The organism is Glaciihabitans sp. dw_435 (assembly GCF_018449675.1).
Lineage (GTDB): Bacteria > Actinomycetota > Actinomycetes > Actinomycetales > Microbacteriaceae > Glaciihabitans.
In genome coordinates, this window is the sequence record NZ_JAAVUZ010000006.1 from 181,991 (window position 1) to 208,694 (window position 26,704).

The following is a 26,704-nucleotide window of genomic DNA, read 5'->3' on the forward strand; positions in this document are numbered from 1 at the left end:
TGCCCCTCGTAGAGATGTCCCACATCTCCATCTCCTTTCCCGGCGTCAAGGCGCTTGATGCGGTGGACTTCCGGATGTTTCCCGGTGAGGTCCATTCGTTGATGGGTGAAAACGGGGCAGGAAAATCTACCCTGATCAAGGCGCTGACCGGGGTGTACGGGATCGACAGCGGCACCATCACACTGGACGGTGAGCCGCTGGTGATCAAGTCGCCGGCCGAGGCCCAGAACGCGGGCATCAGCACCGTCTACCAGGAGATCAACCTGCTGCCGAACCTGTCGGTGGCAGAAAACATCATGCTGGGACGCGAGCCCCGGCGGTTTGGCGGCATCGCGTGGAAGAAGACCCGCGCGATGGCCGCCGAACTTCTGACCCAGATGCGGCTCGACATCGATCCGGCGTCGCTGCTGGGGTCTCACTCGCTGGCGGTACAGCAACTCGTCGCCATCGCCCGCGCCATTGCGGTTCGGGCCCGGGTGCTGATTCTCGACGAGCCGACGTCGAGCCTCGACGCTGACGAGGTGGCCGAGCTGTTCCGGGTCATCCGCAGCCTTAAAGACAACGGCGTTGCGATTCTGTTCGTGTCGCACTTTCTCGATCAGGTGTACGAGATTGCCGACCGGTTGACGGTGCTGCGTAACGGTGCGCTGGTGGGCGAGTACCGCATCGAGGAGATCCTGCGGATCGAGTTGGTGCGCAAGATGATCGGGAAGGAGATCGCGGTGCTCGACGACATCGATACCCGCACCCGCGCCCAGGCGGTGGAGACCGAGACGGCGACCGCCACGGCGGTGCCATTCCTCGAGGCGAGCGGCGTCGGACGTAAGGGCTCGATCGAGCCCTTCGACGTGCGCATCTCGGAAGGCGAGGTCGTGGGCCTCGCCGGGTTGCTCGGCTCGGGTCGCACCGAACTCGCCCGGATCATCGGCGGCGCCGATCGCACCGATTCCGGCGAGATCCGCATCGAGGGCAAACCGCGCCGGCTCAGCACCGCGCGCTCTGCGCTCAAGGACCGCATCGCCTACTCCTCGGAGGACCGCAAACGCGAGGGCATCATCGAAGACCTCACGGTGCGCGACAACATCGTCCTCGCACTGCAGGCCGATCGTGGATGGTTCCGACGCATCCCGCGCCGCCGGCAGGACGAACTGGCGGCCAGCTACATTCAGGCGCTCGGCATCCGCCCGGCCAATCCGGAGGCGCTGTTACGCAACCTCAGCGGCGGTAACCAGCAGAAGGTGCTGCTCGCCCGGTGGCTCGCGATTGCGCCGCGATTACTGATTCTGGATGAACCGACCCGCGGCATCGACGTCGGCGCGAAGGCTGAGATCCAGCGCCTCGTAGCCAACCTCGCCGAGGAAGGCATGAGCGTGCTCTTCATCTCGGCGGAGCTGGAGGAGGTGCTGCGGCTCAGCCACCGGATCGTGGTGATGCGGGATCGCCGCAAGATCGCGGACCTGCCCAACGAGGACGTCACGGTGACCGAGATCATGGGTCTCATCGCGAGCGGAGCGGACGCATGATTGCCGCCCGCCTCCGTGACGTGTTTCGCAGCCGGCTCATCTGGCCGGTGATCGCCCTCGTCGCCCTGCTCGTGACGAATGTCATCAAGTCGCCGGGCTTCCTGTCCATTCGCGTGCAGGACGGTCACCTGTTCGGGAGTCTCATCGACATCCTCCGCAACGGCGCCCCGATTGTGCTGGTGGCACTGGGAATGACCCTCGTGATTGCGACCCGCGGCATTGACCTGTCCGTCGGAGCCGTCGTCGCCATCTCGGGCGCATTCGCCCTGTCGATCGTCGGTGACGCACCCGACCCGAATGACCTCGGCGTCGTTCTCGGGGCGGCCGCGGCATCCATCGTGTTCGCCATCGTTCTCGGCTCGTGGAACGGCCTGCTCGTCTCGGTGTTTGGCATTCAGCCGATCATCGCGACGCTCATCCTCATGACGGCAGGCCGCGGCATCGCGATGCTCATCACCGAGGGGCAGATCCTCACGGTGTCGAGCGCTCCGTACAAGGTGATCGGCGGCGGTTACTGGTTCGCCCTGCCGGCGTCGATCATCATCGCGGGCGTGATGTTCGCCCTCGTCGCGATCCTCACCCGCAAGACGGCGCTCGGCATGCTCATCGAGTCCGTCGGCATCAACCCCGAGGCGAGCAGGCTGGCGGGCGTGAGCGCGCGCGTCATCGTCTGGACGGTGTACACGTTCAGCGCGGTGTGCGCGGCGATCGCCGGCCTCATGATCAGCTCGAACGTCACGGCGGCGGACGCCAACAGCGCGGGCCTCTGGATCGAGATGGACGCCATCCTCGCCGTGGTGCTCGGCGGCACGTCGCTCGCGGGCGGCCGCTACTCGCTGACCGGAACTCTGATCGGCGCCTTCGTGATCCAGACGTTGACGACGACCGTCTACTCCATCGGAATCGCGCCCGAGATCACGCTCGTCTTCAAGGCACTCGTGGTCATCGCGGTGTGCCTGCTGCAGTCGCCCGTGATGAACACGCGCATCACCAAGATGCGAATGCGTCGTCGCCGCACCCCGGCGGTGGCTCCGACGAGAGCGACCGTGTCATGACCGCGACGACAAACAGGCCGGCGGGGGCCGAGCCCGGGCGCGGAGGTACCGCCGGTGGCGGATCCGACCGGGCGGCCGGCGCGGGACTGCTGATGAGCGGGCGCCGTCGCGAGGCAGGGCGGCGCGCGGCTGGAGGTGGCACGCCCCCGGGCGGCAGTGGCGCGACGGGACAGCATGGAATCGCGGAATGGCTCGGAGCGGTGGTGTCGTCACGCTATGCCTCCGTTCTCGTCACTCTTGCCCTTCTGATTGTGACGTTTGCGGTCGGCTCGATTCGGTACGAGGGGTTCTTCTCGGGACAAGTCGCGCTGAACCTGTTTGTGGATAACGCGTTCCTCATCGTGTTGGCAGTCGGCATGACGTTCGTGATTCTCACGGGTGGCATCGACCTCTCAGTGGGGTCGGTCGTGGCGTTGTCAACGATGATTGCGGCGTCGCTGCTGCAGTCCGGGTGGTCGCCGCCCTGGGTCATCCTCATCGTCCTGATTGTCGGCACGACGCTGGGACTGCTGGTCGGCCTCGTCATCTACTACTTCGACATTCAGCCGTTCATTGCGACGCTGGCGGCGATGTTCCTGGCGCGCGGGTTTTGCTACGTGATCAGCACTAACTCGATCTCGATCGTGGACCCGTTCTTCACCGCGATGGCGGACGCGCGGATCCCGGTGGGGCCGGGCCTGAAGATCACCCCGAGCGTGATCGTCGCGCTGATCGTGGTGGCGATCGCCTTCGTGGTGCTGCACTACACGCGCACGGGACGAACGGTGTACGCGATTGGTAACGGCGGGCCATCCGCCATGCTCATGGGGCTGCCGGTGCGGCGCACGAAGGTGCTCGTCTACGCGATCAGCGGGCTGTGCTCGGCGATCGCGGGCGTGCTGTTCACGTTCTACACGCTGTCCGGATATAGCTTGACTGCCGTCGGCATGGAGCTTGATGCGATCGCGGCGGTGGTCATCGGAGGCACGCTGCTGACCGGCGGTTCGGGGTTTGTGCTCGGGTCGGTGCTGGGGGTGCTCGTGCTCGGGCTGATCCAGACCATCATCAGTTTCGAGGGGACGCTGAGTTCGTGGTGGACGCGCATCGTGATCGGTTCGCTACTGCTTGTGTTCATCATTCTGCAGCGCGTGTTGACGCTGCGACGGCGGTGACCGCGCCGTGTCGGGAGGGACGGATCCGGCGGGCATAATTAGAGCCATATCCGGGCGCGCATGGTGGTTAAGGGAAGTCGGCAGGTGTGGTGAACTCCGATGACCCGCGGGCGCGTACCGCCAACATTTTCGATGTCGCCCGTCTCGCCGGGGTCTCGCACCAGACAGTTTCGCGCGTGGTCAACGGCATCCCCAACGTGCGGCCCGCGACGCGGGAGCGGGTGGAAGACGCCATCCGCCAGCTGCGCTACCGCCCGAGCACCGCTGCCCGCGCGCTGGTCACGAAGCGCTCGCGCACGATCGGCCTGATCACCACCGGCCGCCCCGACTATGGCCCGTCGGCCACTGCCCTCGGCTTCAACGATGCGGCGCGCCAGGCCCGCTACACGGTGAGCATCGCCAGCATGGCCGAGGCCGACCCCGGCTCGCTGCGCGCCTCGGTCGAACTGCTGCTGAGCCAGAACGTCGAGGCGATTGTGCTCATCGCCGGGCACAGCGGCGCGCTCGAAGCCATCCAGGACATCGACCTCGGCGTCCCCCTGCTCGCGGTGGAGAGCAGCGGTCGCCTCGGATTTCACAGCGTCTCGATCGACCAGTTCGGTGGGGCGCGGGCTGCGACCGATCATCTCGCAGAACTCGGGCATAGAAGCATCCTTCACATTGCCGGCCCAGAGGATTCGATGGATGCCACGGAGCGGATGCGCGGCTGGCAGACCTCACTCTCGGGGCACGGTTTGGTAGCCCGGCAGCCGTTCCACACGGACTGGTCACCCCGCAGCGGGTACGAGGTGGGACTCCAACTGCTCGAGAGCCGTGACTTCACGGCCGTGTTTGCGGGCAACGACCAGCTCGCGCTGGGACTGCTGCACGCCTTCGCGGCCCGGGGTGTTCGCGTGCCGGAGGACGTGAGCGTTGTCGGGTTCGATGACATCCCCGAGGCCGAGCATTTCACTCCGCCACTGACCACCGTGCGGCAGGATTTCGCGGTGTTGGGGCGTGACATCATGGCGACTGTGATCCGGGTGCTGCAGGACCGGGAGCAGGGGGATACCCCGCACACGGCGGCCCAGCTCGTGGTGCGGGCGTCGACGGCGGCGCCGCGGGGGTAGGGCTGCGGTAGCCGGTAGCCGGTAGCCGGTAGCCGGTAGCCGGTAGCCGGTAGCCGGTTGCCGGTTAGCGTCGGCGGGCTGCGGTTGGACGGTTGTGCGGTATTGGGTGCCGGCTTCTGGCCGGTTGGGTGGGCGGGTGCCAGTTTCAGACCAGTTGCGTGGGGCGCCGAGCCATTGCTCCGCGCTGTGGGCGCTCGTGCGCGCGCGCCGCGCGGCCACGTCGGGCAGTGAGGTCGCTTCCGTTTCACTCACGGAGGAGATTCGGCAGCTGAAGCGTTTCACCCGGGAGGAAATGACTGAATTTCCTCCGTCACCGAAATCCCGGAAGGGCGAGTGGGGCCAGAGGTGCCCGGGTGTTCGCTAGATGCGGAGGTTCGGGTCATCCGCTGTCCCAGGATCCGAATCTGGGCGCAATCGGACCGAATCTCCTTATCTGGAGAAGTGGGGGCGGCGATCTGGGGTGAGCCGTCGGAGGGTTTCGGGCTGTTGGCCTCTCGCCGGGCTTCGCCAGATCAGGAGTTTCGTGCGGGCCACGGTCTGCGCGTCCTTATCTGGGCGCGAAATGACAAGAATTCCGAATCTAGGGAAAGGGCGACGTGGCGTCGCTGGAGTGACGGGGCGGCGGTGCGGAGACGGGGCGGCGGTGGGGTGACGAGGCGCGGTGGAGTGACGTGGCGACGCGGGCACGCGAGCAGCCGGATGCACGCGAGCGGCCGGATGCCGGGGCGGCTACGAGGCCGCGCGGGCCGCGTACTGCTGGCGGATGACCGGACGGTAGTCGACCGCGGGTGCGGCGACCTCGGCGATCGTCCACGTGGGGCGCGAACCCGTGACGGCCCAGGCGGCCTGGACGGCGGCTCCGGCAGCAACGTACTCGCCGGGCTCGGGCACCACGACCGGCACCTCGAAGACCTGCGCCGCGATCGCACTGACCGCCGAGTTCTGCGCGGCACCTCCGATGAGCAGCAGGCGGGTTGCCTCCACGCCCTGGGCGCGGACGGCGTCGAGTCCATCGGCGAGTCCACAGAGCAGCCCCTCGATCGCGGCCCGGGCGAGGTTCGGGCGGGTCGTCGACAGCAGGGTCATTCCGAAGAGGGTCGCGGTAGCGTCCGGGAGGTTCGGCGTGCGTTCCCCCTCGAAGTACGGCTGCAACACGGCTCCGTCGGACCCGGGCTCGGCGGTCAGCGCCAGCGACCCCAGCTCGGTGTGGTCGACACCGAGCAGACCGGCGATGGAGTCGAGCACGCGGGCCGCGTTGAGCGTGGCGATGAGGGGAAGGTAGGCGCCCGAGGCATCCGCAAATCCGGCAACAGTGCCGGACTCGTCGCGTGGCGCGGTGTCGGTGACGGCGAAGACCGTGCCGCTCGTGCCGATGGAGATGACGACATCGCCGGGCACGGCTCCGAGACCGAGGGCGGCGGCGGCGTTGTCCCCGGCACCCGCGGCCAGCGCGACCTGGGTGCCGCTGATGTGTCCGGCGACCTCGCCCGGCGCGACGATGCGCGGCAGGATGACGGATGGCTCGAGCCCCGCGTCCCCGACCGGGCGGCGCAGCGCCAGCCCGAGCAGCGCGAGGTCGTACTCGTTGGTCGACGGGTTGAAGTAGGAGGTGCCGCTCGCGTCGGAGCGGTCGGTGGTGAGTTCGCCGAGCTGCGGGTTGTCGGGTCCGAAGCCGCGCAGGCGCCAGGTCAGCCAGTCGTGGGGGAGTGCGACGGCGGCTACCCGCGCGGCGTTCTGCGGCTCGGCGTCTGCGAGCCAGCGCAGCTTGGTGATGGTGAACGAGGCCACGGGAACGCAGCCGGTGCGCGCGGCGAAGTCCGCGGCCCCCACCTCGGCGATGAGGTCGAGCGCCGCCTGGGCCGAGCGCGTGTCGTTCCAGAGCAGTGCATTGCGGATGACCCGGCCGCCGTCATCGAGGACGACCATGCCGTGCTGCTGCCCGCCGACAGACACCGCGGCGACATCGTCAAACCCACCGGCATCGGCGATCGCGGTCTGCAGGGCGACCCACCACGCTTCCGGGTCGACCTCCGTGCCGGACGGATGACCCGCCCGCCCCGTGCGCACAACGGCTCCGGTGTCGAGGTCGCGGATGACGACCTTGCAGCTCTGCGTGGAGGAGTCGATGCCGGCGACGAGTGTCATGGGGGTGGCTCTTTCGGTGGGGTGAGGCGGGGTGGGTGAGGCGAGGGCGGTGCGGTGCATGCGTCGGGCGAGCGGATGCCCCGGGCGGGCGGTGCGGCGAAATGCCCACCTGCCCCGGGCTGGTGGGCGCTGGGTCAGGTGGGCATCTCGGATGGTGCGGGGTACTGCGGGTGTGGCATCCCGAACTGAACCCGGAGGCCCGGCGGGGTGAAACGGGTGTTAACCGCGAGCGCCCATGAGGTGCTCGGTGGCCAGCTGCTGCAGACGGACGAAGCCGAAGCCCTTGCCGTTGAAGTACTGGTCGGTGTCGAAGTCCTCGTACGCGGACGTGTCGGCGAGCAGCTCGGCGTAGGTCTCGCCGGCGCCGAGGGTGTTCTCCGTCAGTTCGAGCACGCGGGAAGCGGCAAGCGCCTCCTGTACCTCGGGGTCGGCGCGGAAGGCGGCGGTGCGCTCCTTGAGCAGGAGGTAGGTCTGCATGTTGGCCGCGGCGGAGTCCCAGACGCCGACCTCGTCCTCGGTGCGCGAGGGCTTGTAGTCGAAGTGACGGGGACCGGTGTAGGCCTGGCCGCCGCTGGGGCCGCCGTTCTCGAGGAGGTCGACGAGGGCGAACGCGTTGTGCAGGTCGCCGTGACCGAAGACGAGGTCCTGGTCGTACTTGATGCCGCGCTGGCCGTTGAGGTCGATGTGGAAGAGCTTGCCCTGGTAGAGCGCCTGCGCGATGCCCGAGGCGAAGTTCAGTCCGGCCATCTGCTCGTGACCGACCTCGGGGTTGACGCCCACCATCTCGGGACGCTCGAGCGTCTCGATGAACGCCATGGCGTGGCCAACCGTCGGCAGCAGGATGTCGCCGCGGGGCTCGTTGGGCTTGGGCTCGATCGCGAAGCGGATGTCGTATCCCTTGTCGGTGACGTAGTCGCCGAGCAGGTTGACGGCCTCGCGGTAGCGCTCGAGAGCCGAACGGATGTCCTTCGCGGCGTCGTACTCCGCTCCCTCGCGGCCACCCCACATAACGAACGTCTTGGCGCCGAGCTCGGCGGCGAGGTCGATGTTGCGCAGAACCTTGCGCAGCGCGAAGCGGCGGACTGCGCGGTCGTTGGAGGTGAATCCGCCGTCCTTGAACACCGGAGCGCTGAAGAGGTTGGTCGTCACCATCGGAACGATCAGCCCGGTGTCGGCCAGAACCTGCTTGAGGCGGTCGATCTCGGTCTGGCGCTCGGCGTCGGTCGAACCGAACGCGAAGAGGTCATCATCGTGGAAGGTGAGGCCGTAGGCGCCGAGCTCTGCGAGCTTCTCGACCGCGTGAACGGTGTCGAGGTGGGCGCGGGTCGGTCCGCCGAAGGGGTCTGCTCCGTTGTAGCCAATGGTCCAGAGTCCAAAGGAGAACTGGTCTGCCTTGGTGGGAGTGAGTGTCATTGCGGGAACAGCCCTTCAGCTTCGTTGGTGATTTGTTGTAACTAGAAACATATTATGGGTAGATCGTGACTGCGGAACCCCCTTGTGGGAATTCGTCCGAAAAAGATCAGCCGTCGGCCCCGACGTACTCTGTCCAGTCGATGTCGGCGTGAGCGGATGTCGCGGCGCCGTGCGAGGTCGCGTACAGTCCCCACCACAGCCCGAGAAAACCGCCGGCCCGCGGGGAGCTCAGCTCCGAGGCATCCGCTACCGCCACCGGGAAAATCCCCGATGAGGTCTCATATTCGAGGTGGTAGTCCTGGCCCGCGGCCCGGACGGTCAGGGTAAGAGGGCCCGCGGGGATGACCCCGTCGCCAATGACGGTGTCGAGCCCACGGACCCGGCTGGTGGCGACCACGCGGCGCTCGCCGGAGTCGCCGGCGGTGATCAGCAGGGTGAGGTGCGCGTCTTCCGACTGGCGCACAGCGAGGCCCGCACCCTCGCTGCCGGAGCCCGGGGCGAAGTCGATGTGGGCGCTGAACCGCGCGTTCTGGTGCTGCTGGCGGCGTCCGACGAACGCCGGAACCGCCACCTCGGCGAGAGTCGCCGGCACCAGCGGCAGCCGCAGCCACCCGGGACGCGCGGTGAGCGACGAGACGGCAGTGGGCTGTGCGCGCACGCCGTTCCAGGTGGGGGCGAGGGTCTCACCGTCGAAGTCGTCGCGCAGCACCCCGGTATCCGGGAGATTCGTGGCGGCAAAGCCCGAGGCATCCGTGGCGGCGTCGAACGGGGGAGCGAGCGGATGATTCGGGGCGGCGAAACTCGCCTCGACCCGGCCGGTTCCCGGGGCGAAGACGGGCCAGCCGTCCTCCCACGTCACCGGAACCAGGTGTGTCTCGCGCCCGAGGTTCGGAAAGTAGCCGCCATACGGCCGGCTGCCCAGGAGCACCGACCACCACTCGCCGGATGGCGTCTGCACGAGGTCGGCGTGCCCGACACCAACGACCGGGTACTCGCGCCCGAGGGTGCGGTGGGTCAGCACGGGGTTGCCGGGGTTGCCGACGTACGGTCCGGTGACGCTCTCACTGCGCGCGATCGAGACCGCGTGATTGTGTTCGGTGCCACCCTCGGCCGCGAGCAGGTAGTAGTACTCGCCGACGCGATACAGGTGCGGCCCCTCTGCCCAGACGGCGCCGATGAGCGCGCCCGTCCACAGGATGTACTCCGGGCCCACCAGCTGCAGCGTCGTCAGGTCGAGTCCGCGCAGCCACACCTCGGTTTGCTCGGGCCACTCGCCAGGCTCGGCCAGTCGCGTGGCGTGGAACCAGGCGCGTCCGTCAGCATCGAAGAACAGCGACGGGTCGATGCCCGCGGCGTCGTCGAGCCACACCGGATCCGACCACGGCCCCGCGATGTCCGTCGCCGTGACGATGAAGTTGCCCTTCCGTCCCTCGCCGTGCACGACGGTGTTGGTGATGTAGAAGGTGCCGTCGTGGTGCCGCAGCGTCGCCGCGTATAGACCGCCCGAGGAGGGTACCGTCGACAGGTCGACCTGTCCTTCCCCAGCGATGGCCGCGCCGACTTGTACCCAGTTCACGAGATCCGCGCTCCGGAAAATCGGCAGCCCGGGAAGATATTCGAATGACGAGGTCACCAGAAAATAGTCGCTCCCCACCCGGGTAACGCTGGGATCGGGATAACACCCGCGCAGCACGGGATTACTGAACATCATCGGTCCGCGCGGCCGACCTGCGCCGTCCACGTCGCGTGCAATTCGCGCGTGTGGTCGACGACGCGGGTGTCGCCGGTCAGGGCGACGCTGTGAGGGAAGCGGATGTCACTGCTGGAGGTTCCGAGCCCCAGCACGAGTTCACCGGGCTCCACCACACGGTCACCCGTGCGGGAACTGAACGCGGAGAGATCGGCCGGCACGCTGACACTCAGTCGCGCCTGTTCGCCGGGCGCGAGCTCGATGCGGTGGTAACCGACGAGTCGCTGCACCGGGCGGACCACGGAAGCGACAGGGTCGTGCAGGTAAAGTTGCACGACCTCGACACCGGAGCGATCGCCCGTGTTCGTCACTGTCACCGTCAGCTGTGCGTGTCCGTCGGTGGCGATCTCGGTGGTACCGAGTTCGGAGTCCGACCACGCAAACGTGGTGAAGCCGATCCCGTGACCAAACGCGAAGGCCGCGGTGGGGTCGACGTTGGAGACGCCGCTCTTGTGCCCGAGCGGCCCCGCTAGATACGTCGACGGCTGTGATCCGGCGTGCGCGGGCACACTAACGGGCAGTCGACCCGAGGGATTCACGCGTCCGCTGAGCACGCCCGCGAGGGCGGGAGTTCCCTCCTCACCGGGGAAGAACGACTGCACGATCGCGGCCGCCTCCGTGATGGCGCGGCCGAGGGCGTAGGGGCGCCCGGAGAGCAGCACGACGATGGTCGGTGTCCCCGTGGCGAGCACGGCGTCGAGCAGCTCCTGCTGGGTGCCCGGGAGTCGCAACGAGTCGGCGTCGCAGCCCTCGCCGCTGGTGCCGCGGCCGAAGAGGCCGGCGCGGTCACCGAGCACCACGATGGCAACACCCGCGGCTTCGGCGGCGCGCACCGCATCGGCGATCCCGTCGGTCTCGAAACCATCAATGGTGGTTCCTCGGGTGAGGGTGATCTCGCTGTCGGGGAACTCGGCGCGCACGGAGTCGGCGAGCGTCGGCAGGCTGAGGCCGATGGGCAGTTCGGGATGCTGCACTCCGACGTGGGCGGGGAAGGAGTAGCAGCCGAGCACTGCCATCGGGTCGTCGGCGTTGGGGCCGATCAGGGCGATCGATGGCGTTCCGGCCAGCGGAAGAATGCCCGTGTTAGTGAGCAGCACGATCGCGTGTTCGGCCAGTTCGCGGGCGATGGCCCGGTTGGCCTCGTCGTCGAGGGAGACGGTTCCCCGGAGTGCCTCGGACGCCACAGCGGTGCCGGTGTCGGAACCCCGAAGCACGGCGGGCACGGCCGACCAGTCTGGGTCGAGCAGTCCCAGCTCGATCTTCTGGGTCAGAACGCGACGGAGTGCGGTGTCGACGACCGACTCGTCGAGGCGCCCGTCCGCGATCGCCTCCAGCAGGGGAGCGCCGAAGGTCTTCACGGTGGGAAGCTCCACGTCGACTCCCGCGGTGAGGGCGGCAACCGCGGCATCAGCCCAGTCTCCGGCGATCCCGTGCAGTGTGCGGAGGAAGGCGACGCCGAAGTAGTCGGCGACAACGGTGCCCGCAAAACCCCAGGTGTCACGCAACAGGCCGGTGAGTAGCTCGCGGTCGGCTGCCGAGGGGACGCCATCGATGTCGGAGTACGCGTGCATGACCGAGCGCACTCCGCTCTCGCGCACTGCCATTTCGAACGGCGCGAGCAGCACGTCGGCGCGCTCGCGGGAGCCGACCGATACGGGAGCGAGGTTGCGCCCCGCCTTGGATGCCGAGTACCCGACGAAATGCTTGAGGGTGGCGACGATGCCTGCCTGCTCGAGACCCTTCACGTAGGCGGTTGCGACGGTGCCGACGAGGTAGGGGTCTTCGCCGATGGTCTCTTCGACGCGTCCCCAGCGGGCGTCGCGCACGACGTCGAGCACCGGGGCGAGGCCCTGGTGCACGCCGACCGATCGCATGTCCGCGCCGATCCGTCCGGCCATCTTCTGCACGAGCTCCGGGTTGAACGTGGCGCCCCAGGACAGCGGGACCGGGTAGGCGGTCGCGCCCCAGGCAGCGAATCCGGCGAGGCATTCCTCGTGGGCGATCGCGGGGATCGCGAAGCGATTCGCCCCGACGATGCGCTGCTGGGTGCGCATGAGGGACAGTGCCCCGAGGGCCGGGTCGACCGGCGCGCTGCCGAACGGGCGGGTCAGCTGGCCGAGACCGCGCGGGAGCAGCTCATCGAGGTCGATGACCTCTTCCATGTCGTGCTGGTGCGGGGCGACCTCGCCGCCGTCGGTGGCCGCACCGACCCAGACCCCGTAGAGCTGGGCGATTTTCTCGTCGAGGGTCATCGCCTCGACGAGTGCCTCCACACGATCGGGGGTCGACGCCGTCGGGTCGTTCCAGACGCCGGTGAGAGAGGTGGGTGAAGTGGTCACGGGTTACTTTCCCCCCATGCCCATCAGTCCCTGAACGAGGGCGCGACGGGCAAAGAGATACACGAGCAGCACGGGAAGCATCGAGAGAACGACCGCGGCCAGAAGCCCGGGAACGTTGACGCCGTACTGCGTTTGGAAGTTGAAGAGTCCGAGCGTGATCACACGCGTCGATTCGGACTGGGTCAGGATCAGGGGGAACAGGAATCCGTTCCACGCCTGCAGGGCCGAGAAGACGATGATCGTCGAGAGGCCGCCCTTGGACAGCGGCATCACTAGCTGGAAGAAGGTACGCACCGGCGTCGCGCCATCCACGGCCATCGCTTCGTAGAGCTCCGGCGTGATGTCGCGCATAGTTCCGCTCATGATCAGCGTGCACACCGGTAGCGCGAACGCCGCCGTCGGCAGGATGACGCCGAGCAGGTTGTCGTAGAGCCCGGCAACGCTGATCAAGTAGAAGATCGGCACGATAACCGCAGTGGATGGCACGGCCAGGCCGAGCAGGAAGAGGCGGAACACTCCCGTGGCGAACCTGCTGCGACTGCGCACGATCGAGTAGCACAGCGGCGGCACCAGCACGACGACGATCGCCACCACGCTGAGCGTCACGATGAGGGTGTTGATGAAGTACAGCCCGAACCCGCTGGTAAACGCACCCACGTAGTTGTCGAGGGTGAACGTCGTGGGGAACGACAGCGGACCGTGCGAGCTGTAGCCCTGCTGGGTCTGGATCGTGGCGCTGATCATGACGTAGAGCGGAAGCGCGACGACGATCAGCCAGGCGGTCGAGCCGAATCCGGCCCACACATTGCGGCGGGGTTTCATCAGATGCCTTCCTGCGCACTCTGCATCTTGTCGTAGCCGGACAGGCGCACGACGAGAAGGGAGATCGCGGTCGCGATGACCACGAGCACGACGGCGATGGCGCTGGCCTGACCGAAGTCGAAGGCGCGGAACGCCTTCTGGTACATGTAGAACGCGGTGATTGTCGTGTCCGTGCCTGGCCCGCCGTTGGTGAGGATCAGCACTGTGTCGAAGGTCGTCAGGCCGCCCACCACCATGAGGATTCCCGACGTGATGATGCTGTTGCGCAGCTGCGGCAGCGTGACGCTGAAGAACTGGCGCACCGTGCCGGCGCCGTCGATCTGCGCGGCCTGGTAGAGCACCGGCGGGATGGCCCGGGCTGCGCCCTGATAGATGAGCGTGTGGAACGGGGTGAACTGCCACATGCTCACGAACGTGAGTACGGCGATGGCCGACGCCTGCTTGCCGAAGAGGTTTCCGTCACCAAATAACCAGGGCAGCTGGCCGGGGATGCCGAAGTTGGGGTCGAGCAGGGCGCGCCACAGGATGGAGATGGCGGCGGATGACAGGAGCAGGGGCACGAAGTAGATGGCCGACAACACGGCCCTGTTCTTCTGGTGGCCTGCTGCCCAGACGCCGAGCAGGATGCTCAGCGGGGTTTGCGTGATGAGGCCGAGGATGACGAACAGGCCGGTGAGACCGAAGCTCTTGGTGAGGATCGGGTCGGCGATGAGCTTCACCCAGTTGTCGAAGCCGACGAAGACCGGATCGGCCAGCCCGCTCCACGACGTGAAGGAGAGCACACCAACGAAGATGAGTGGGACGAGCGCGAACAGCGCGAAGAAGATGGTCGCGGGAACGGCCCACACAGCGCCCGGGCGGCCCACGGAGGGACCGCCCGAACGTGCAGACCGCTTGCGAGGAGCAAGCGTGGTCATGTGATTTTCCTTACAGAGCCTGCATGGCCTGGATGAAACCGGCCTCATCGAGCTGGCCGTTGAAGAACTGCTGGACAGCGGTCTTCAGCGGGGTTCCCGCGGCGGGCGGGTATGCCTGGTCCCACGAAAGCTGGAACGAGGGAGCCGCCTTGACGAGGTCGAACTGGAAGGTGGCATAGGCAGGGTCGGCCGCCGTGTCGAGGAACTGCTCGGTGTTCGTGGTCGTCGGCAAGTTGCCGATGGCCATAGACGCCTTGACGAACTCGTCGGAGTACATGAGCTTCAGGAAGTCACGGGCGGTGTCCGGGTAGCGGGTCGCCTTGATGACCGAGTAGAAGTTGTTCGGGTTGCCGACGACGTTTCCCGCGTCACCCTCGCCACCGGAGATGGCGGGGAAGGCGGTGTAGCCGAGGTCCTTCGCAGCGAAGTCCGGGTCAGCGCTCTGCTGGGTCGAGTAGTTCCACGAGCCCATCAGTTCGAAGGCAGCCCTACCGGTGCGCAGCAGCGTGGGGGATCCGCCGTCGGTGAACTTGACGGAGTCGAAGTTGGTGCCGAACGCACCGGCATCGATGAGGTCCTTGATGTATCCGAGCGCCTTCTTGCTCGCGGCGCTGTCCCAGACGGACTTGTCGCCGGAGATTGCCTTCTCGAACAGCCCCGGACCGGCAACGCGGTCGTAGATGTACTCGTACCACATGAGGGTGGTCCACTGGTCGGCTCCACCGAGGGCGATCGGCGTGATGCCCTTGGCCTTGAGGATCTTGACGTCGGCCAGCAGCTCTTCCCAGGTGGTGGGAGGCGTGATGTTGTTGGCGGCGAGAACCGTCTTGTTGTTGAAGAGCATGACCGGCTGGGTGCCACGCATCGGAACGCCGTAGGGCTTTCCGTCGATCACCGCGGTGTTGAAGACGGCGGGGAGGAAGTTGTCTTTGAGACCCGGATCCTCGGCGATGAAGTCATCGAGGGGAAGAAGCAACCCGGCCTTCACGAAGTCCTGGATGCTTCCGCCGCCCCAGTTGAAGAAGACGTCGGGGGCTGCCTTGGTGCTGATGATCGTCTGCAGCTTCTGCTGGTAGTCGGCCCCGGGAATCTTGTCGAGGATCACCTTGACGTCGGAGGTCTTGTTGAACGTCGCAACGATCTGTTCTTCGACCTTGTTGGTCGCGTCTCCGTAGACGGCGACGTGAATCACGTTCTCAGGGCGGGATGACGCTCCGCTGCTTCCTGTCGAGCAACCTGCCATAGCCAGGCCCACCGCGATTACCGCGGCACCCGCCAGACTCCGTGTGAGCCACCTGCTGTGTGTGTTCATCGTCGAACGCCTCTCGAAAGTTTCGACACCGTAGTCGAAAGTTATTAGGATGAGTGGAGCCTACGACGCAACCTATTTGCGGTCAAGCGCAACAAATTAGTTGGATGCTGGATTTCGCGCAGTTTTGCGGCGCGGACGGATGAAGTCAGGGAAACTATGTCGATGAACGGCAAAGCCCGGGTGACCCTCGATGAGGTCGCCGTCGAGGCCGGGGTCTCGCTCTCCACGATCTCCAAGGTCCTCAACGGCCGCAGCGACGTGGCGCGGGGAACGCGCGACCGCGTGGAACGGATCCTCGAGCACCACGGCTACCAGCGACGCGGGGGTGACAAGCGTGACGCCACGTTGCTGGAGCTTGTCTTCCACGAACTCGACAGCGCGTGGTCGATGGAGATCATTCGCGGCGTCGAAAATATCGCCCGGGAACACGGCATGAGCGTGGTGCTTACCGAGAGCGGCAGCCGCCATGCGCCGGGGCCCGAGTGGATCGCCGGGGTACTGCGGCGGCGTCCCGCCGGGGTCATCCTCGTCTTCTCCGACCTCGACCCGGCGTACCGGGAGCAACTGCGCTCCCGGGCCATCCCGTTCGTCATCATCGACCCGGCGGGCGACCCCTCGCCCGGGGTCCCCTCGGTCGGATCGGCGAACTGGTCCGGCGGCCTCATGGCCACCCGACACCTCATCGAACTCGGCCACACCCGGATCGCGGCGATCACCGGCCCGGAAGACATGATGTGTTCGCTGGCCCGGCTCGACGGTTTCCGCTCCGCCATGAACTCGGCGAGCCTCAGCGTCGACCCGGCTCTCGTGCACTTCGGAGACTTCCATGTCGATGGTGGTCGCGCGATCGCGGAGCGGCTCCTCGCGTTGCCCCACCGGCCGACGGCCATCTTCGCCGGCAGTGACCTGCAGGCGCTCGGTGTTCTCGAGGCCGCACGCACCGCGGGAATCTCGGTGCCGGGGGAGCTGTCCATCGTCGGCTACGACGACGTACCGGTCGCCAAGTGGTCCAGTCCTGGGCTCACCACCATCCACCAGCCGTTGCGCGAGATGGCCGAGGAGGCCAGCCGTATCGTGCTGCGCATCCGCGATGGCGACGATGTGGGTCACACCCGGATCGATCTGGCGACAAGTCTCGTCGTCCGCGACAGCACGGCGCCGCTGGCGGCCAGGGACTAGGGTCATCGCATGTCATCGAGCAATGTTGCTGGTAGGCGTAGCGTCGGTGGCACCACCACCGACCAGCTGCGACGTGCGAATCTGTCCACGATTCTCGAACTCGTTCACCGCGAGGGGCCTCGGTCGCGCGCCGAAATAACTCGCCTGACAGGTCTCAACCGCTCGACCGTCGGGGCTGTGGTTGCAGATCTTGCCCAGCTGGGACTCGTGAGCGAGCGGATGCCTCACCTGGGCGCCAGCCCAGGACGCCCGTCTCCCGTGGTGCACGCGGCCGACCGCATCGTCGCCATCGCCATCAACCCGGAGGTCGACGTCATCGCGATCGGTCTCGTGGGACTCGGCGGTCGCGTGCTCAAGTCGGTGCGGATCGCCACCCCTGTGCCGCCGCTGTCCGCAGACGTGGTGCACCGTGCTGCGAGTGCAGTCGCGGGTCTGCTCGCCGGGATGGAGGACTCGGTCACCGTCGTGGGCGCGGGCATCGCCGTGCCGGGGCAGGTGCGCACCGCCGACGGCCTCGTGCGCGAGGCCACCCACCTCGGTTGGTACGAGGAACCGCTGTCCGAGATGTTCGAACGCGCCATCGGCGTGCCGGCCTTTGCCGCCAACGCCGCGGCCCTCGCGATGCGGGCGGAGGCGGTGTTTGGCGTCGGCCGGGATGTCGACGACTTCGTGTACATCATCGGCGGCGCGAGCGGCATCGGCGGGGGAGTGGTCTCGGGCGGAACCTTCCTCACGGGCAGTGCGGGCCATGCCGGCGAGATCGGGCACACGTTCGTGCGGTCATCGGGCACCCGGTGTTCGTGTGGATCGAGCGGATGCTTCGAGGCCGAGGTCACCCAGACGGCGCTGCTCGACGCGGTGGGGCTGCGCGCCGATGAGATCGCCGGGCTCGGGGCCGCGCTCGCCGCGGCCGAGGATGATGCAGCGCGCGAGGTGATCGCCCAGGACACCGAGTACCTCGGCATCGCCGTCGGCAACGCCGTCAATCTGTTCAATCCCAGCGTGATCGTGCTGGCCGGGTTCCTGTCCGCGCTGTGCGAGGGAGCGGGTGCATACATGGAGTCGATCCTCAGCGCGCATACCATTCGCTCGGCGCGGGAGTCGGTGGGCCTCGTGCCTGCCCGCTTCGGTTCGGAGCAGCTGCTGATCGGTGCAGCGGAGCTTGTGTTCGAGGCCCTGCTCTACGACCCCGCCGCCTTCGAACGCGTCACGGCACCGCGGCTGTCCGCCGGTGATGGGCGACAGCCCGCGACCGGCGACGCGACGCTGGCGACCGGCGACGCGACGCTGGCGACCGGCGACGCGACGCTGGCGACCGGCGACGCGACGCTGGCGACCGGCGACGGCGGGCCGGTGTCCGGCGCTGACGTACCCTCGATTGTTGGCGAGTTCAACTTTTCCGCCTGATTGCTGGCTTCTGTCGCCGTGATCGGCGGACGAGTGATGAACCACAGATAACAATCTCGGGCACATTCGCGAGAGTACTTGCGAGAGCGCTCCCAAGAAGACTATGTTGTCGTCAACAACAAACAGCATCGGAGTGGATGCACATGCGGCCGCAACGCCGACATCCGCTCCCTACAAGGAGGTAAGTGATGCGCAAGAGGCATATCGCAGTGGGTGCAATTCTCACTACGGCGGCGCTGCTGCTCGCGGGTTGTTCCGCTGGCTCAACGGACGACGCGACTGTCAACACCAGTCCCGAGGGCAAGGGCAAGACCCTCACGCTCTGGCACTACGAGAGTGAAACCAGCGCCATGGGCATCGCCTGGGACGCAGCAATTAAGAAGTTCGAAGCGGAGACCGGCGCCACGGTCAAGTACGAGCCCAAGGCCTTCGAGCAGATTCGCTCGACCGCCAGCCAGGTTCTCAACTCCAACGCGGCCCCCGACATTCTCGAGTACAACAAGGGCAACGCCACCGCCGGCCTGCTCGCCAGCCAGGGCCTGCTGACCGACCTCGACCCCGCTGTCAAGGCGTACGGCTGGGACAAGAAGCTTGCCGAGTCCATCCAGACGACCGCTCGCTACAGCGACACCGGCGTCATGGGCTCGGGCGCGTTCTACGGAATCCCCAACTACGGTGAGTTCGTTGAGACGTACTACAACAAGGACATGTTCGCGAAGTACAACGTCGCGGTTCCCACGACGTTCGCCGAGTTCGAAGCAGCACTCGCCACGTTCAAGGCCGCCGGCATCACGCCGCTCGCCGAGTCCGTCGCCGAGTACCCGCTCGGACAGCTCTGGTACCAGCTCGCGCTGAGCAAGGCGACCCGCCAGTGGGTCACCGACTACCAGACCTACACGGGCAAGGTCGACTTCCAGGACGAGGACTTCACGTTCGCGACCGACACCATCAAGAGCTGGGTCGACAAGGGCTACATCTCGAAGGACGCCACCGGCCTCAAGGCCGAAGACGCCGGAACCAACTTCGAAAAGGGCGTGAACCCGATCTTCTACTCCGGTAGCTGGTGGTACGGCCGTTTCGTTGACGAGATCAAGGGCTTCGACTGGGGAACGTTCCTCTACCCCGAGTCCGACATGGCTCCCGGTTCGTCCGGAAACCTCTGGGTTGTCCCGGAGAACTCGAAGAACAAGGACCTCGCGTACAAGTTCATCGACATCACCATGAGCCCGGAGATCCAGGCCCTTATCGGTAACAACGGTGGAATCCCCGTGGCGGCCACCGCCTCGGACATCACCGACCCGAAGAGCAAGGAACTGATCGACAACTTCAACACGCTGACTGCGCGTGACGGAATTGGCTTCTACCCCGACTGGCCCACCCCGACCTTCTACGACCAGCTCAACGCCGGTCTGCAGGAGCTCGTGAACGGCACGAAGGACACCAAGGGCGTTCTGACCGAACTCGGCGACGAGTACGCGGCCGGCGTGGACGACCTGACGAAGTAGCACCACCGGATCGTGGGGAGGGGCGGATGACGCGTTCGTCCCTCCCCACGGACACCCCTTGTTTTGCATAAGAAAGGTAGATAGTCATGGCCACGGTGCCACTCAGCCAGGCGAAGCCCGGCCGCACGCAGGGATCGGCGGGTGACGGACCCACCCCCAAGAAGGGCGGCCGTCTCAATCTCTCCGGATACTGGCTCTACCTGATCCCCGGGTTCATTCTGATCACGCTCATTGTGATCGTGCCGCTGGTGTGGAACATCTACCTCAGCTTCACCTCGTACCGAGGCATCCGCCCGCCCAAGTGGATTGGATTCGACAACTGGATCGAACTCTTCGCGGACGGCAAGTTCTGGACCTCGTTTGGTAACAGCGTCGCGCTGATCATCGCCATGGTGATCATCCCCACGCTCGTCGGCCTCGTGCTGGCGGCCATGCTGTTCGACCTCATCGGCAAGAAGTTCGGCGGACGTCTCGCCAGCTTCCTGCGTGCCACCTACTACCTGCCGCAGATTCTGCCCGTCGCCGTCGGTGCGATCGTCATCGGCTGGATCCTGCGCCCGGACAACGGAGCGCTCAACGAGATCCTCGGCGCCGTCGGCCTCAGCGGACTCGAGCACAACTGGCTCGGAAGCCCCGACACCGCACTGCTGTCGATCATGGCCGTCATGGTCTGGATCCAAATCGGCTACCCCGTCGTCATCTTCATGGCGGCACTGCAGCGCGTCGACCCCGAGCTGTACGAAGCGGCGGAACTCGACGGAGCGAACTGGTTCCAGCGGTTCCGCTCGATCACCGTCACCATCATCCGTCCCGAGATCTTCGTCGTCACGCTGACGTCGACCATCGCGGCGCTGAAAGTCTTCGGCCCGATCTACACGTTGACGCGTGGTGGCCCCGGTAACAGCACCATCGTTCCGAGCTACTACTCGTACAGCGAGTTCTTCCAGAGCCAGCAAGTGGGATACGGCGCGACCATCGCGACCGCCCTGACCATTGTCATCGTCGTTGTGTCGGTGTTCTTCATCAAGGCCCAGAACCGGGCAGAGGAAGCGGAGAGTGATCGCTGATGGCAACCATCGCCCCCCAGAGTGTTCGTTCCACCGTCGACCCGACGGGCAAGCGTGACAACACGTTCAAGGTCCGCAAGCGTAAGTCGAACCGCACCGTCGGTGACTGGTTCATCCTTCTCGCGGCCATCATTGTCGGCCTCCTGATCGTGGTGCCGTTCTACCTGATCATCATCAACTCGTTCAAGACCGCGGGGGACTACGCCACCGGCGGCGCCCTCCAGTGGCCCGCGCAGATCAGCTTCGATGGCATCACGAAGTTCTGGAACCGCGTCAACTTCCCCGAGAAGCTGTGGAACAGCATCCTGATCTCGACCGTCGTGGCGTTCCTCGCCATGATCGTCTCGGTGCTCAACGCCTACGCAATCGGCATCGGCCGGGTCAAGGGACGCACCTGGATCGTCGTGCTCTTCCTGCTGGCCAACGTGCTCCCGCAGGAAGCCCTTCTCTACCCGCTCTACTTCATGTTCAAGTCGATCGGTCTGTACGACAACGTGTGGTCGGTCATCATCATCTTCACGGTGATCCAGAGCGCGTTCGGTACCTACCTCCTGTCGTCGGTGTACGGCACCTTCCCCAAGGAGATCCTCGAGGCCGCATCGCTCGACGGCGCGAGCCGCTGGACGATCCTGTGGCGCGTCATCGTGCCGATCAGTCGTCCGACCCTGTCTGTGCTGCTCATCTTCTTCTTCATCTGGACGTGGAACGAGTTCCTCATCCCGCTGACATTCCTCGTGAGCAACTCCAACCAGACGGTGCCGATCGCCATTGCCAGCCTCCAGGGCGACAGGCTGATGGATGTCACGACCACGAGTGCGTCCGCACTGCTGGGTCTCATCCCGACACTGATCTTCTTCCTCATTTTCCAGCGGACCCTCACGCGCGGTATCACCGCGGGCGCGGTCAAGTAATAACAAGGACGTTCCCCCACTATGAAGTTCACTGACGGCTTTTGGCAGCTTCGCCCGGGAGTCACCGCCCTGTACGCCTCCGAGGCGTATGACATCTTCGCCGGCGAGCACAGCCTCACCGTGACGGCGCCGACCGCGGTCATCGCCTCCCGCGGAATGACGCTCAACCGCCCGGTCATGACCGTAACCCTCACTTCTCCCATGGAGGGAGTGATCGGTGTTCGCATCGAACACTTCCAGGGAGTGCGAGACGAGATCGGGTTCGACCTGGTCGGTTCGGCCGAAGGTCACGGCGTTGTCGAGTCCACCGATGAGGGCGCCACGCTGACCAGCGGCAACCTCACCGCCCGCATCAGCGCGGGTGCACCGTGGAACCTCTCCTTCGAGTCGGGCGGACGTGTTCTCACCTCCAGCGGCGCGAAGTCGATCGGCTACATGCAGCTCGATAAGGACGCGCAGGTTGACCCGGGTCTGGTGGGAAACGCCCGCGCCGGGACATCCGCCCCCCTCAAGCCCAGCTATGTGCATGAGCAGCTCGCGCTCGGCGTCGGGGAACTGATCTACGGTCTCGGCGAACGGTTCGGACCGCTGGTGAAGAACGGCCAGACCGTCGACATCTGGAACGCCGACGGCGGTACCTCCAGCGAGCAGGCGTACAAGAGCATCCCCTTCTACCTGAGCAACCGCGGCTACGGCGTTCTCGTGAACCACCCGGGCCACGTGTCGTACGAGATCGGCTCCGAGTCGGTCGAGCGCGCGCAGTTCTCGGTCGCGGGCGAGAGCCTCGAGTACTACGTGATCGCCGGCCCCACGCCGAAGAACGTGCTGAGCCGCTACACCGAGCTGACCGGGCGCCCCGCGTCCGTGCCCGCCTGGTCGTACGGACTGTGGCTGACCACGAGCTTCACCACCAACTACGACGAGGCCACCGTCTCGGGCTTCATCGACGCGATGGCCGAGCGCGATCTGCCGCTGAGCGTGTTCCACTTCGACTGCTTCTGGATGCGCGAATTCAACTGGAGCGACTTCGAGTGGGACAGCCGCACCTTCCCCGACCCCGAGGGCATGCTCGCCCGCCTGCACGAGAAGGACCTGCACCTCTGCGTGTGGATCAACCCGTACATCGCCCAGCGTGCACCCCTGTTTGCCGAGGCCGCGGCCGCCGGATACCTGGTGAAGAAGCCCAACGGCGACGTGTGGCAGTGGGACCTCTGGCAGGCGGGCATGGGACTCGTGGACTTCACGAACCCTGACGCCAAGCAGTGGTACAAAGACAAGCTCCGCGTGCTGCTGCACCAGGGTGTCGACGCGTTCAAGACCGACTTCGGTGAGCGCATCCCCGTGGAGGTTGATTACTTCGACGGCTCCAGCCCCGAGCGCATGCACAACTGGTACACCCAGCTGTACAACGAGGCAGTCTTCGAGGTGCTCGAGGAAGAGCGTGGACAGGGCGATGCCGTGCTGTTCGCCCGGTCTGCCACCGTCGGTGGACAGAAGCTTCCCGTTCACTGGGGTGGAGACTCAACCTCGACCCACGAATCGATGGCCGAGAGCCTGCGCGGCGGACTCTCGCTCGCGCTGAGCGGCTTCGGATTCTGGAGCCACGACATCGGCGGCTTCGAGGGTACCCCCGACGCCGGCGTCTTCAAGCGCTGGGTCGCGTTCGGCATGATGTCGAGCCACTCCCGCCTGCACGGCAGCAGCTCGTACCGTGTCCCGTGGGTCTTCGACGAGGAGCTCGCCGAGGGCCAGGCGGAAGACCCGCAGAGCGCCACCGCGGTCACCCGCAAGTTCACCAAGATCAAGCTCGCGCTCATGCCGTACCTGTACGCGGCGGGCATCGAGGCGACGAACACCGGCGTGCCGATGCTGCGCCCGATGATTCTTGAGTTTCCGGATGACCCGAGCTGCGCCTACCTCGAACGCCAGTACATGTTCGGCCCCGATGTACTCGTAGCTCCCGTCTTCACCGCCGACGGATCGGTGCAGTTTTACCTTCCTGCCGGCACGTGGACCAACTACCTCACCGGTGAGAGCGTCACCGGCGGGGGATGGCGCACCGAGACGCACGCGTTCGACAGCATGCCGATCTACATCCGCGAAGGAGCAGTCCTGCCGGTCGGCGCCCGCGATGACCGCCCGGACTACGACTACCTCGACGGACTCACGCTGGAGGTGTACCCGACGGCGACGGCGGGAACTCGCTCGATTTCGGTGACGACCCCGGACGGGACATCCGCTACCTTCACTGTCGACCGCACGGACGAGGCCGTCACCATCACCTCGCCGGACGTCGACACGTGGCAGGTTAGGGTTGTCGGCGGCGCTACTGCGTCGGCATCCGCGGGAAAGAGTGAGGTCGCACTGTGACAACCGAAGAGACGGACTACCGCGAGTCGGGGCTCGAGTTCGGTAAGGACTTCCTGCTGGGCTCCGCGACCGCGTCGTACCAGATCGAGGGTGCTGCTCACGAGGATGGCCGCGGTGTCTCGATCTGGGACACCTTTAGCCACACCCCCGGCAAGATCACCAACGGCGACACCGGCGATGTTGCGGACGATCACTATCACCGGCTTGAGGAAGACCTCGACCTGATGGCGAGCATGAACCTCGAGGCATATAGGTTCTCCATCGCGTGGCCGCGCATCCAGCCGACCGGCTCCGGCCAGGTCAACAAGCTCGGGCTGGACTTCTACTCGCGCCTCGTCGATGGCCTCCTCGCCCGCGACATCAAGCCCATCGCGACTCTCTACCACTGGGATCTTCCGCAGGAGCTCGAGGACAAGGGCGGCTGGACCAACCGCGACACCGCCTACCGATTTGCCGAGTACGCGGCGATCGTGGGTAAGGAACTGGGCGACCGCGTCGCCACCTGGACGACGTTGAACGAGCCGTGGTGCTCGGCCTACCTCGGCTACGGCTCGGGCGCGCACGCCCCCGGCGTGATGAGCCCGCTCGCCGCGCTCACCGCAGTGCACCACCTCAACCTCGCCCACGGTCTTGCTCTCACCGAGCTGCGCAACGTCGTGACCAACGACCCCGAGTACTCGGTGACGCTTAACTTCCACGTGCTGCGCCCCGGCGGACACGGCGAAGAAGAGGCCATGCGCCGCATCGACGCCCTGGCGAACCGCGCGTTCACCGGACCCATGCTCCTCGGGGCATATCCTCAGGATCTCCTCGAGGACACCGCGTCGATCACCGACTGGCAGTTCGTTCTGCCCGGCGATCTCGAGCTCATCAAGCAGCCGATCGACATCCTCGGCGTGAACTACTACTCCACCGCCACCGTGCGCATGTGGGACGGCAAGTCTGAGCGCCAGAACGCCGACGGCCATAAGGACATGGGTGGCTCGCCCTTCCCCGGCAGTCGCGATGTGGAGTTCGTCGTGCAGAAGCCGCCGTACACCGAGATGGGCTGGAACATCGCGCCCGACGGTCTCGAAGAACTGCTGCTCTCGCTGAGCGCCCAGTTCCCCGACACCGCGCTCATGATCACCGAGAACGGCGCCGCCTTTGCGGACGAGGTCGTCGACGGTCGGGTCAAGGACGACAAGCGCGTCGATTACCTGCAGCGTCACTTCGTTGCCGCGCACCGCGCCATGGCGAAGGGTGTCGACCTGCGCGGCTACCTCGTGTGGTCGCTGATGGACAACTTCGAGTGGGGCTACGGCTACACCAAACGGTTCGGTATCGTTCACGTGAACTACGACAGCCAGGAACGCATCGTGAAGGACAGCGGTCACTGGCTGACCGAACTCATTCGTACCCGACGTATCCCCGGCTAGGAGCCACCCGTGAGCATGGCGCAAGGCCGGAACGAGGGGAAGGGCAACAGTAACGATTCTGTTCGCCGCCACAACCTCTCCGTTTTGTTGCGCCTCGTTCACGGCAACGACGGGATCTCCCGGTCGCAGCTCACCCGCCAGACAGGGCTGAACCGCTCGACCATCGCCGCCCTCGTGGGCGAGCTGGTCGAGCGGGAGCTGGTGGTCGAGGTCGACCCGGATTCGCGCAATCAGGTGGGGCGTCCGAGTCCCATCGTGCGCCCGGGACCGCGGGCCGTGGGAATTGCGATCAACCCCGAGATCGATGCGATCACCGTGGGGATCGTCGGCCTGGGAGGAACGGTGCTCCGGCGCATCCGCCACAATGTCGACCACGTTCCCACCGCGGAAGAGGCCGTCGCCATCAGTGCGCAGATCATCGACGGCCTGCGCGAGGAGTTTGACCTCGCGCACAGGGCCGTCGGAATTGGCGTCGCGGTGCCCGGACTCGTGCGCTCGCACGATGGCCTCGTGCGCCTCGCCCCCCACCTCGGCTGGGTGGACGAGCCGCTGTCGGAGATGCTCGAGGAGGCGACCGGATTCTCGGTGGTCGCCGCCAACGACGCCCGCCTCGGCACGCTGGCCGAGAGCACCTTCGGCGCCGGTCGCGGACTGACCGACCTGATCTACCTCAACGGCGGTGCCAGCGGCATCGGTGGCGGGGCGATCGTCAACGGTTCTCCGCTGCGCGGCGTCTCGGGCTACGCGGGGGAGCTCGGTCACACGCTCGTCAATTCTTCCGGCGTGGTGTGCCACTGTGGGGCGGTCGGATGCCTCGAGACCGAGGTTCGTCGATCGACCCTGTTGCAGCTGACCGGCGTTGACGTGGAGGACGCCGACGATCTCGAGGCCGCCATGCTCGAATCCTCGTCCGCGGAAGTGACGGAGGAGATTGACCGGCAGGTGGACACCCTCGCCATCACCCTCCGCAATGCCATCAACACCCTGAACCCGCAGCTGATCGTGCTCGGCGGTTTCCTCGGATCGCTGTACGCGGTGAACCCGGGTCGTCTCGAGCGAGGGGCGACCGACCAGTCGCTGCCCGCGGCGCGCGACAGCGTGCGGATCGCGCGCGCCGAACTCGGCAAGAACCTCCTCATCATCGGAGCGGCCGAGCTCGCGTTCGAAAGCATCCTCGCGGACCCCTCCAGCTTCTAAGTCCGCCCGACGCCTTCGCGGCATGGCGCCCCCGTCGCCCGGTGCCCCGTGGCCTGGTCGCCGGTTTGGCAGGGCCGCCGACGCGAACGCGGGCGAATGCGGCTCTTCGGGGCG

The 26,704-nt window shown here is 66.3% G+C and carries 19 protein-coding genes; 12 read left to right on the forward strand and 7 right to left on the reverse strand.

Annotation, left to right across the window (positions count from 1 at the left end; all coding sequences use genetic code 11):
• Nucleotides 1-14: 14 nt before the first annotated feature.
• From HB677_RS10555 to HB677_RS10570, 4 genes are all read left to right on the forward strand, one after another.
• Nucleotides 15-1,523: a sugar ABC transporter ATP-binding protein gene (locus HB677_RS10555; RefSeq protein ID WP_213815688.1), complete on the forward strand. Its 1,509-nt coding sequence runs from the start codon at nt 15-17 to the stop codon at nt 1,521-1,523.
• Nucleotides 1,520-2,578: an ABC transporter permease gene (locus HB677_RS10560; RefSeq protein ID WP_213815654.1), complete on the forward strand. Its 1,059-nt coding sequence runs from the start codon at nt 1,520-1,522 to the stop codon at nt 2,576-2,578. The genes HB677_RS10555 and HB677_RS10560 overlap by 4 nt, the downstream gene beginning before the upstream one ends.
• Nucleotides 2,575-3,729 (forward strand): galactofuranose ABC transporter, permease protein YjfF, encoded by a 1,155-nt coding sequence (yjfF, locus tag HB677_RS10565; protein WP_255546511.1) that lies wholly within the window; start codon nt 2,575-2,577, stop codon nt 3,727-3,729. Before HB677_RS10560 ends, yjfF begins: the two co-directional genes overlap by 4 nt.
• A gap of 86 nt (nt 3,730-3,815) precedes the next feature.
• Nucleotides 3,816-4,838 (forward strand): LacI family DNA-binding transcriptional regulator, encoded by a 1,023-nt coding sequence (locus tag HB677_RS10570; protein ID WP_307852559.1) that lies wholly within the window; start codon nt 3,816-3,818, stop codon nt 4,836-4,838.
• Nucleotides 4,839-5,567: 729 nt separating this feature from the next.
• Here the strand turns inward: HB677_RS10570 and xylB are convergent.
• The 7 genes from xylB to HB677_RS10605 all read right to left on the reverse strand — a co-directional run bounded on the left by xylB (nt 5,568) and on the right by HB677_RS10605 (nt 15,536).
• Nucleotides 5,568-6,983: a xylulokinase gene (gene xylB / locus HB677_RS10575; protein WP_213815655.1), complete on the reverse strand. Its 1,416-nt coding sequence runs from the start codon at nt 6,981-6,983 to the stop codon at nt 5,568-5,570.
• A 219-nt stretch (nt 6,984-7,202) separates the two neighbouring features.
• A complete protein-coding gene (gene xylA, locus HB677_RS10580) occupies nt 7,203-8,396 on the reverse strand; it encodes a xylose isomerase (RefSeq protein ID WP_213815656.1) in 1,194 nt (397 codons plus the stop codon).
• Between the two features lie 106 nt (nt 8,397-8,502).
• Nucleotides 8,503-10,107, reverse strand: coding sequence for a glycoside hydrolase family 43 protein (locus tag HB677_RS10585; RefSeq protein ID WP_213815657.1), 1,605 nt, complete (start codon nt 10,105-10,107; stop codon nt 8,503-8,505).
• Nucleotides 10,104-12,485 carry a glycoside hydrolase family 3 N-terminal domain-containing protein gene (locus HB677_RS10590; protein ID WP_307852560.1) on the reverse strand — a complete coding sequence of 794 codons (2,382 nt, stop codon included), beginning with the start codon at nt 12,483-12,485 and terminating at the stop codon, nt 10,104-10,106. Before HB677_RS10590 ends, HB677_RS10585 begins: the two co-directional genes overlap by 4 nt.
• A 3-nt stretch (nt 12,486-12,488) precedes the next feature.
• The gene (locus tag HB677_RS10595; protein WP_255546512.1) at nt 12,489-13,307 is read right to left on the reverse strand and encodes a carbohydrate ABC transporter permease; all 819 of its coding nucleotides are present in this window, start codon (nt 13,305-13,307) and stop codon (nt 12,489-12,491) included.
• A complete protein-coding gene (locus HB677_RS10600) occupies nt 13,307-14,224 on the reverse strand; it encodes a carbohydrate ABC transporter permease (RefSeq protein WP_213815658.1) in 918 nt (305 codons plus the stop codon). The genes HB677_RS10595 and HB677_RS10600 overlap by 1 nt, the downstream gene beginning before the upstream one ends.
• A 10-nt stretch (nt 14,225-14,234) precedes the next feature.
• Nucleotides 14,235-15,536 (reverse strand): ABC transporter substrate-binding protein, encoded by a 1,302-nt coding sequence (locus tag HB677_RS10605; RefSeq protein ID WP_213815659.1) that lies wholly within the window; start codon nt 15,534-15,536, stop codon nt 14,235-14,237.
• A gap of 162 nt (nt 15,537-15,698) precedes the next feature.
• Between HB677_RS10605 and HB677_RS10610 the strand changes: the two genes are divergently transcribed.
• The 8 genes from HB677_RS10610 (at nt 15,699) to HB677_RS10645 (ending at nt 26,590) form a co-directional block, all read left to right on the forward strand.
• Complete coding sequence (locus HB677_RS10610; protein ID WP_213815660.1) at nt 15,699-16,715, forward strand: LacI family DNA-binding transcriptional regulator; 1,017 nt, start codon at nt 15,699-15,701, stop codon at nt 16,713-16,715.
• A 9-nt stretch (nt 16,716-16,724) separates the two neighbouring features.
• On the forward strand, nt 16,725-18,122 hold the full coding sequence (locus HB677_RS10615) for an ROK family transcriptional regulator (protein ID WP_213815661.1): 1,398 nt from the start codon (nt 16,725-16,727) through the stop codon (nt 18,120-18,122).
• 188 nt (nt 18,123-18,310) lie between these two features.
• Nucleotides 18,311-19,627 carry an ABC transporter substrate-binding protein gene (locus HB677_RS10620; RefSeq protein ID WP_213815662.1) on the forward strand — a complete coding sequence of 439 codons (1,317 nt, stop codon included), beginning with the start codon at nt 18,311-18,313 and terminating at the stop codon, nt 19,625-19,627.
• 86 nt (nt 19,628-19,713) lie between these two features.
• The gene (locus tag HB677_RS10625; RefSeq protein WP_213815663.1) at nt 19,714-20,694 is read left to right on the forward strand and encodes a carbohydrate ABC transporter permease; all 981 of its coding nucleotides are present in this window, start codon (nt 19,714-19,716) and stop codon (nt 20,692-20,694) included.
• Complete coding sequence (locus tag HB677_RS10630) at nt 20,694-21,605, forward strand: carbohydrate ABC transporter permease (RefSeq protein WP_213815664.1); 912 nt, start codon at nt 20,694-20,696, stop codon at nt 21,603-21,605. Before HB677_RS10625 ends, HB677_RS10630 begins: the two co-directional genes overlap by 1 nt.
• Before the next feature lie 21 nt (nt 21,606-21,626).
• A complete protein-coding gene (yicI, locus tag HB677_RS10635) occupies nt 21,627-23,975 on the forward strand; it encodes an alpha-xylosidase (RefSeq protein ID WP_213815665.1) in 2,349 nt (782 codons plus the stop codon).
• Nucleotides 23,972-25,393 (forward strand): GH1 family beta-glucosidase, encoded by a 1,422-nt coding sequence (locus HB677_RS10640; protein WP_213815666.1) that lies wholly within the window; start codon nt 23,972-23,974, stop codon nt 25,391-25,393. Before yicI ends, HB677_RS10640 begins: the two co-directional genes overlap by 4 nt.
• Nucleotides 25,394-25,408: 15 nt before the next feature.
• On the forward strand, nt 25,409-26,590 hold the full coding sequence (locus HB677_RS10645) for an ROK family transcriptional regulator (RefSeq protein WP_213815693.1): 1,182 nt from the start codon (nt 25,409-25,411) through the stop codon (nt 26,588-26,590).
• The last annotated feature ends 114 nt before the right edge of the window (nt 26,591-26,704 follow it).

Excerpts from the sequence above, each read along its gene's own strand:
- HB677_RS10555 (WP_213815688.1), top strand. The coding sequence starts at position 15 with ATGTCCCACATCTCCATCTCCTTTCCCGGCGTCAAGGCGCTTGATGCG.
- HB677_RS10625 (WP_213815663.1), top strand. The coding sequence starts at position 19,714 with ATGGCCACGGTGCCACTCAGCCAGGCGAAGCCCGGCCGCACGCAGGGA.
- HB677_RS10585 (WP_213815657.1), bottom strand. The coding sequence starts at position 10,107 with ATGATGTTCAGTAATCCCGTGCTGCGCGGGTGTTATCCCGATCCCAGC.
- xylA (WP_213815656.1), bottom strand. The coding sequence starts at position 8,396 with ATGACACTCACTCCCACCAAGGCAGACCAGTTCTCCTTTGGACTCTGG.
- xylB (WP_213815655.1), bottom strand. The coding sequence starts at position 6,983 with ATGACACTCGTCGCCGGCATCGACTCCTCCACGCAGAGCTGCAAGGTC.
- HB677_RS10600 (WP_213815658.1), bottom strand. The coding sequence starts at position 14,224 with ATGACCACGCTTGCTCCTCGCAAGCGGTCTGCACGTTCGGGCGGTCCC.
- HB677_RS10630 (WP_213815664.1), top strand. The coding sequence starts at position 20,694 with ATGGCAACCATCGCCCCCCAGAGTGTTCGTTCCACCGTCGACCCGACG.
- HB677_RS10615 (WP_213815661.1), top strand. The coding sequence starts at position 16,725 with ATGTCATCGAGCAATGTTGCTGGTAGGCGTAGCGTCGGTGGCACCACC.
- HB677_RS10560 (WP_213815654.1), top strand. The coding sequence starts at position 1,520 with ATGATTGCCGCCCGCCTCCGTGACGTGTTTCGCAGCCGGCTCATCTGG.
- HB677_RS10605 (WP_213815659.1), bottom strand. The coding sequence starts at position 15,536 with ATGAACACACACAGCAGGTGGCTCACACGGAGTCTGGCGGGTGCCGCG.
- HB677_RS10595 (WP_255546512.1), bottom strand. The coding sequence starts at position 13,307 with ATGAAACCCCGCCGCAATGTGTGGGCCGGATTCGGCTCGACCGCCTGG.
- HB677_RS10645 (WP_213815693.1), top strand. The coding sequence starts at position 25,409 with ATGGCGCAAGGCCGGAACGAGGGGAAGGGCAACAGTAACGATTCTGTT.
- yicI (WP_213815665.1), top strand. The coding sequence starts at position 21,627 with ATGAAGTTCACTGACGGCTTTTGGCAGCTTCGCCCGGGAGTCACCGCC.
- yjfF (WP_255546511.1), top strand. The coding sequence starts at position 2,575 with ATGACCGCGACGACAAACAGGCCGGCGGGGGCCGAGCCCGGGCGCGGA.
- HB677_RS10620 (WP_213815662.1), top strand. The coding sequence starts at position 18,311 with ATGCGCAAGAGGCATATCGCAGTGGGTGCAATTCTCACTACGGCGGCG.
- HB677_RS10610 (WP_213815660.1), top strand. The coding sequence starts at position 15,699 with ATGAACGGCAAAGCCCGGGTGACCCTCGATGAGGTCGCCGTCGAGGCC.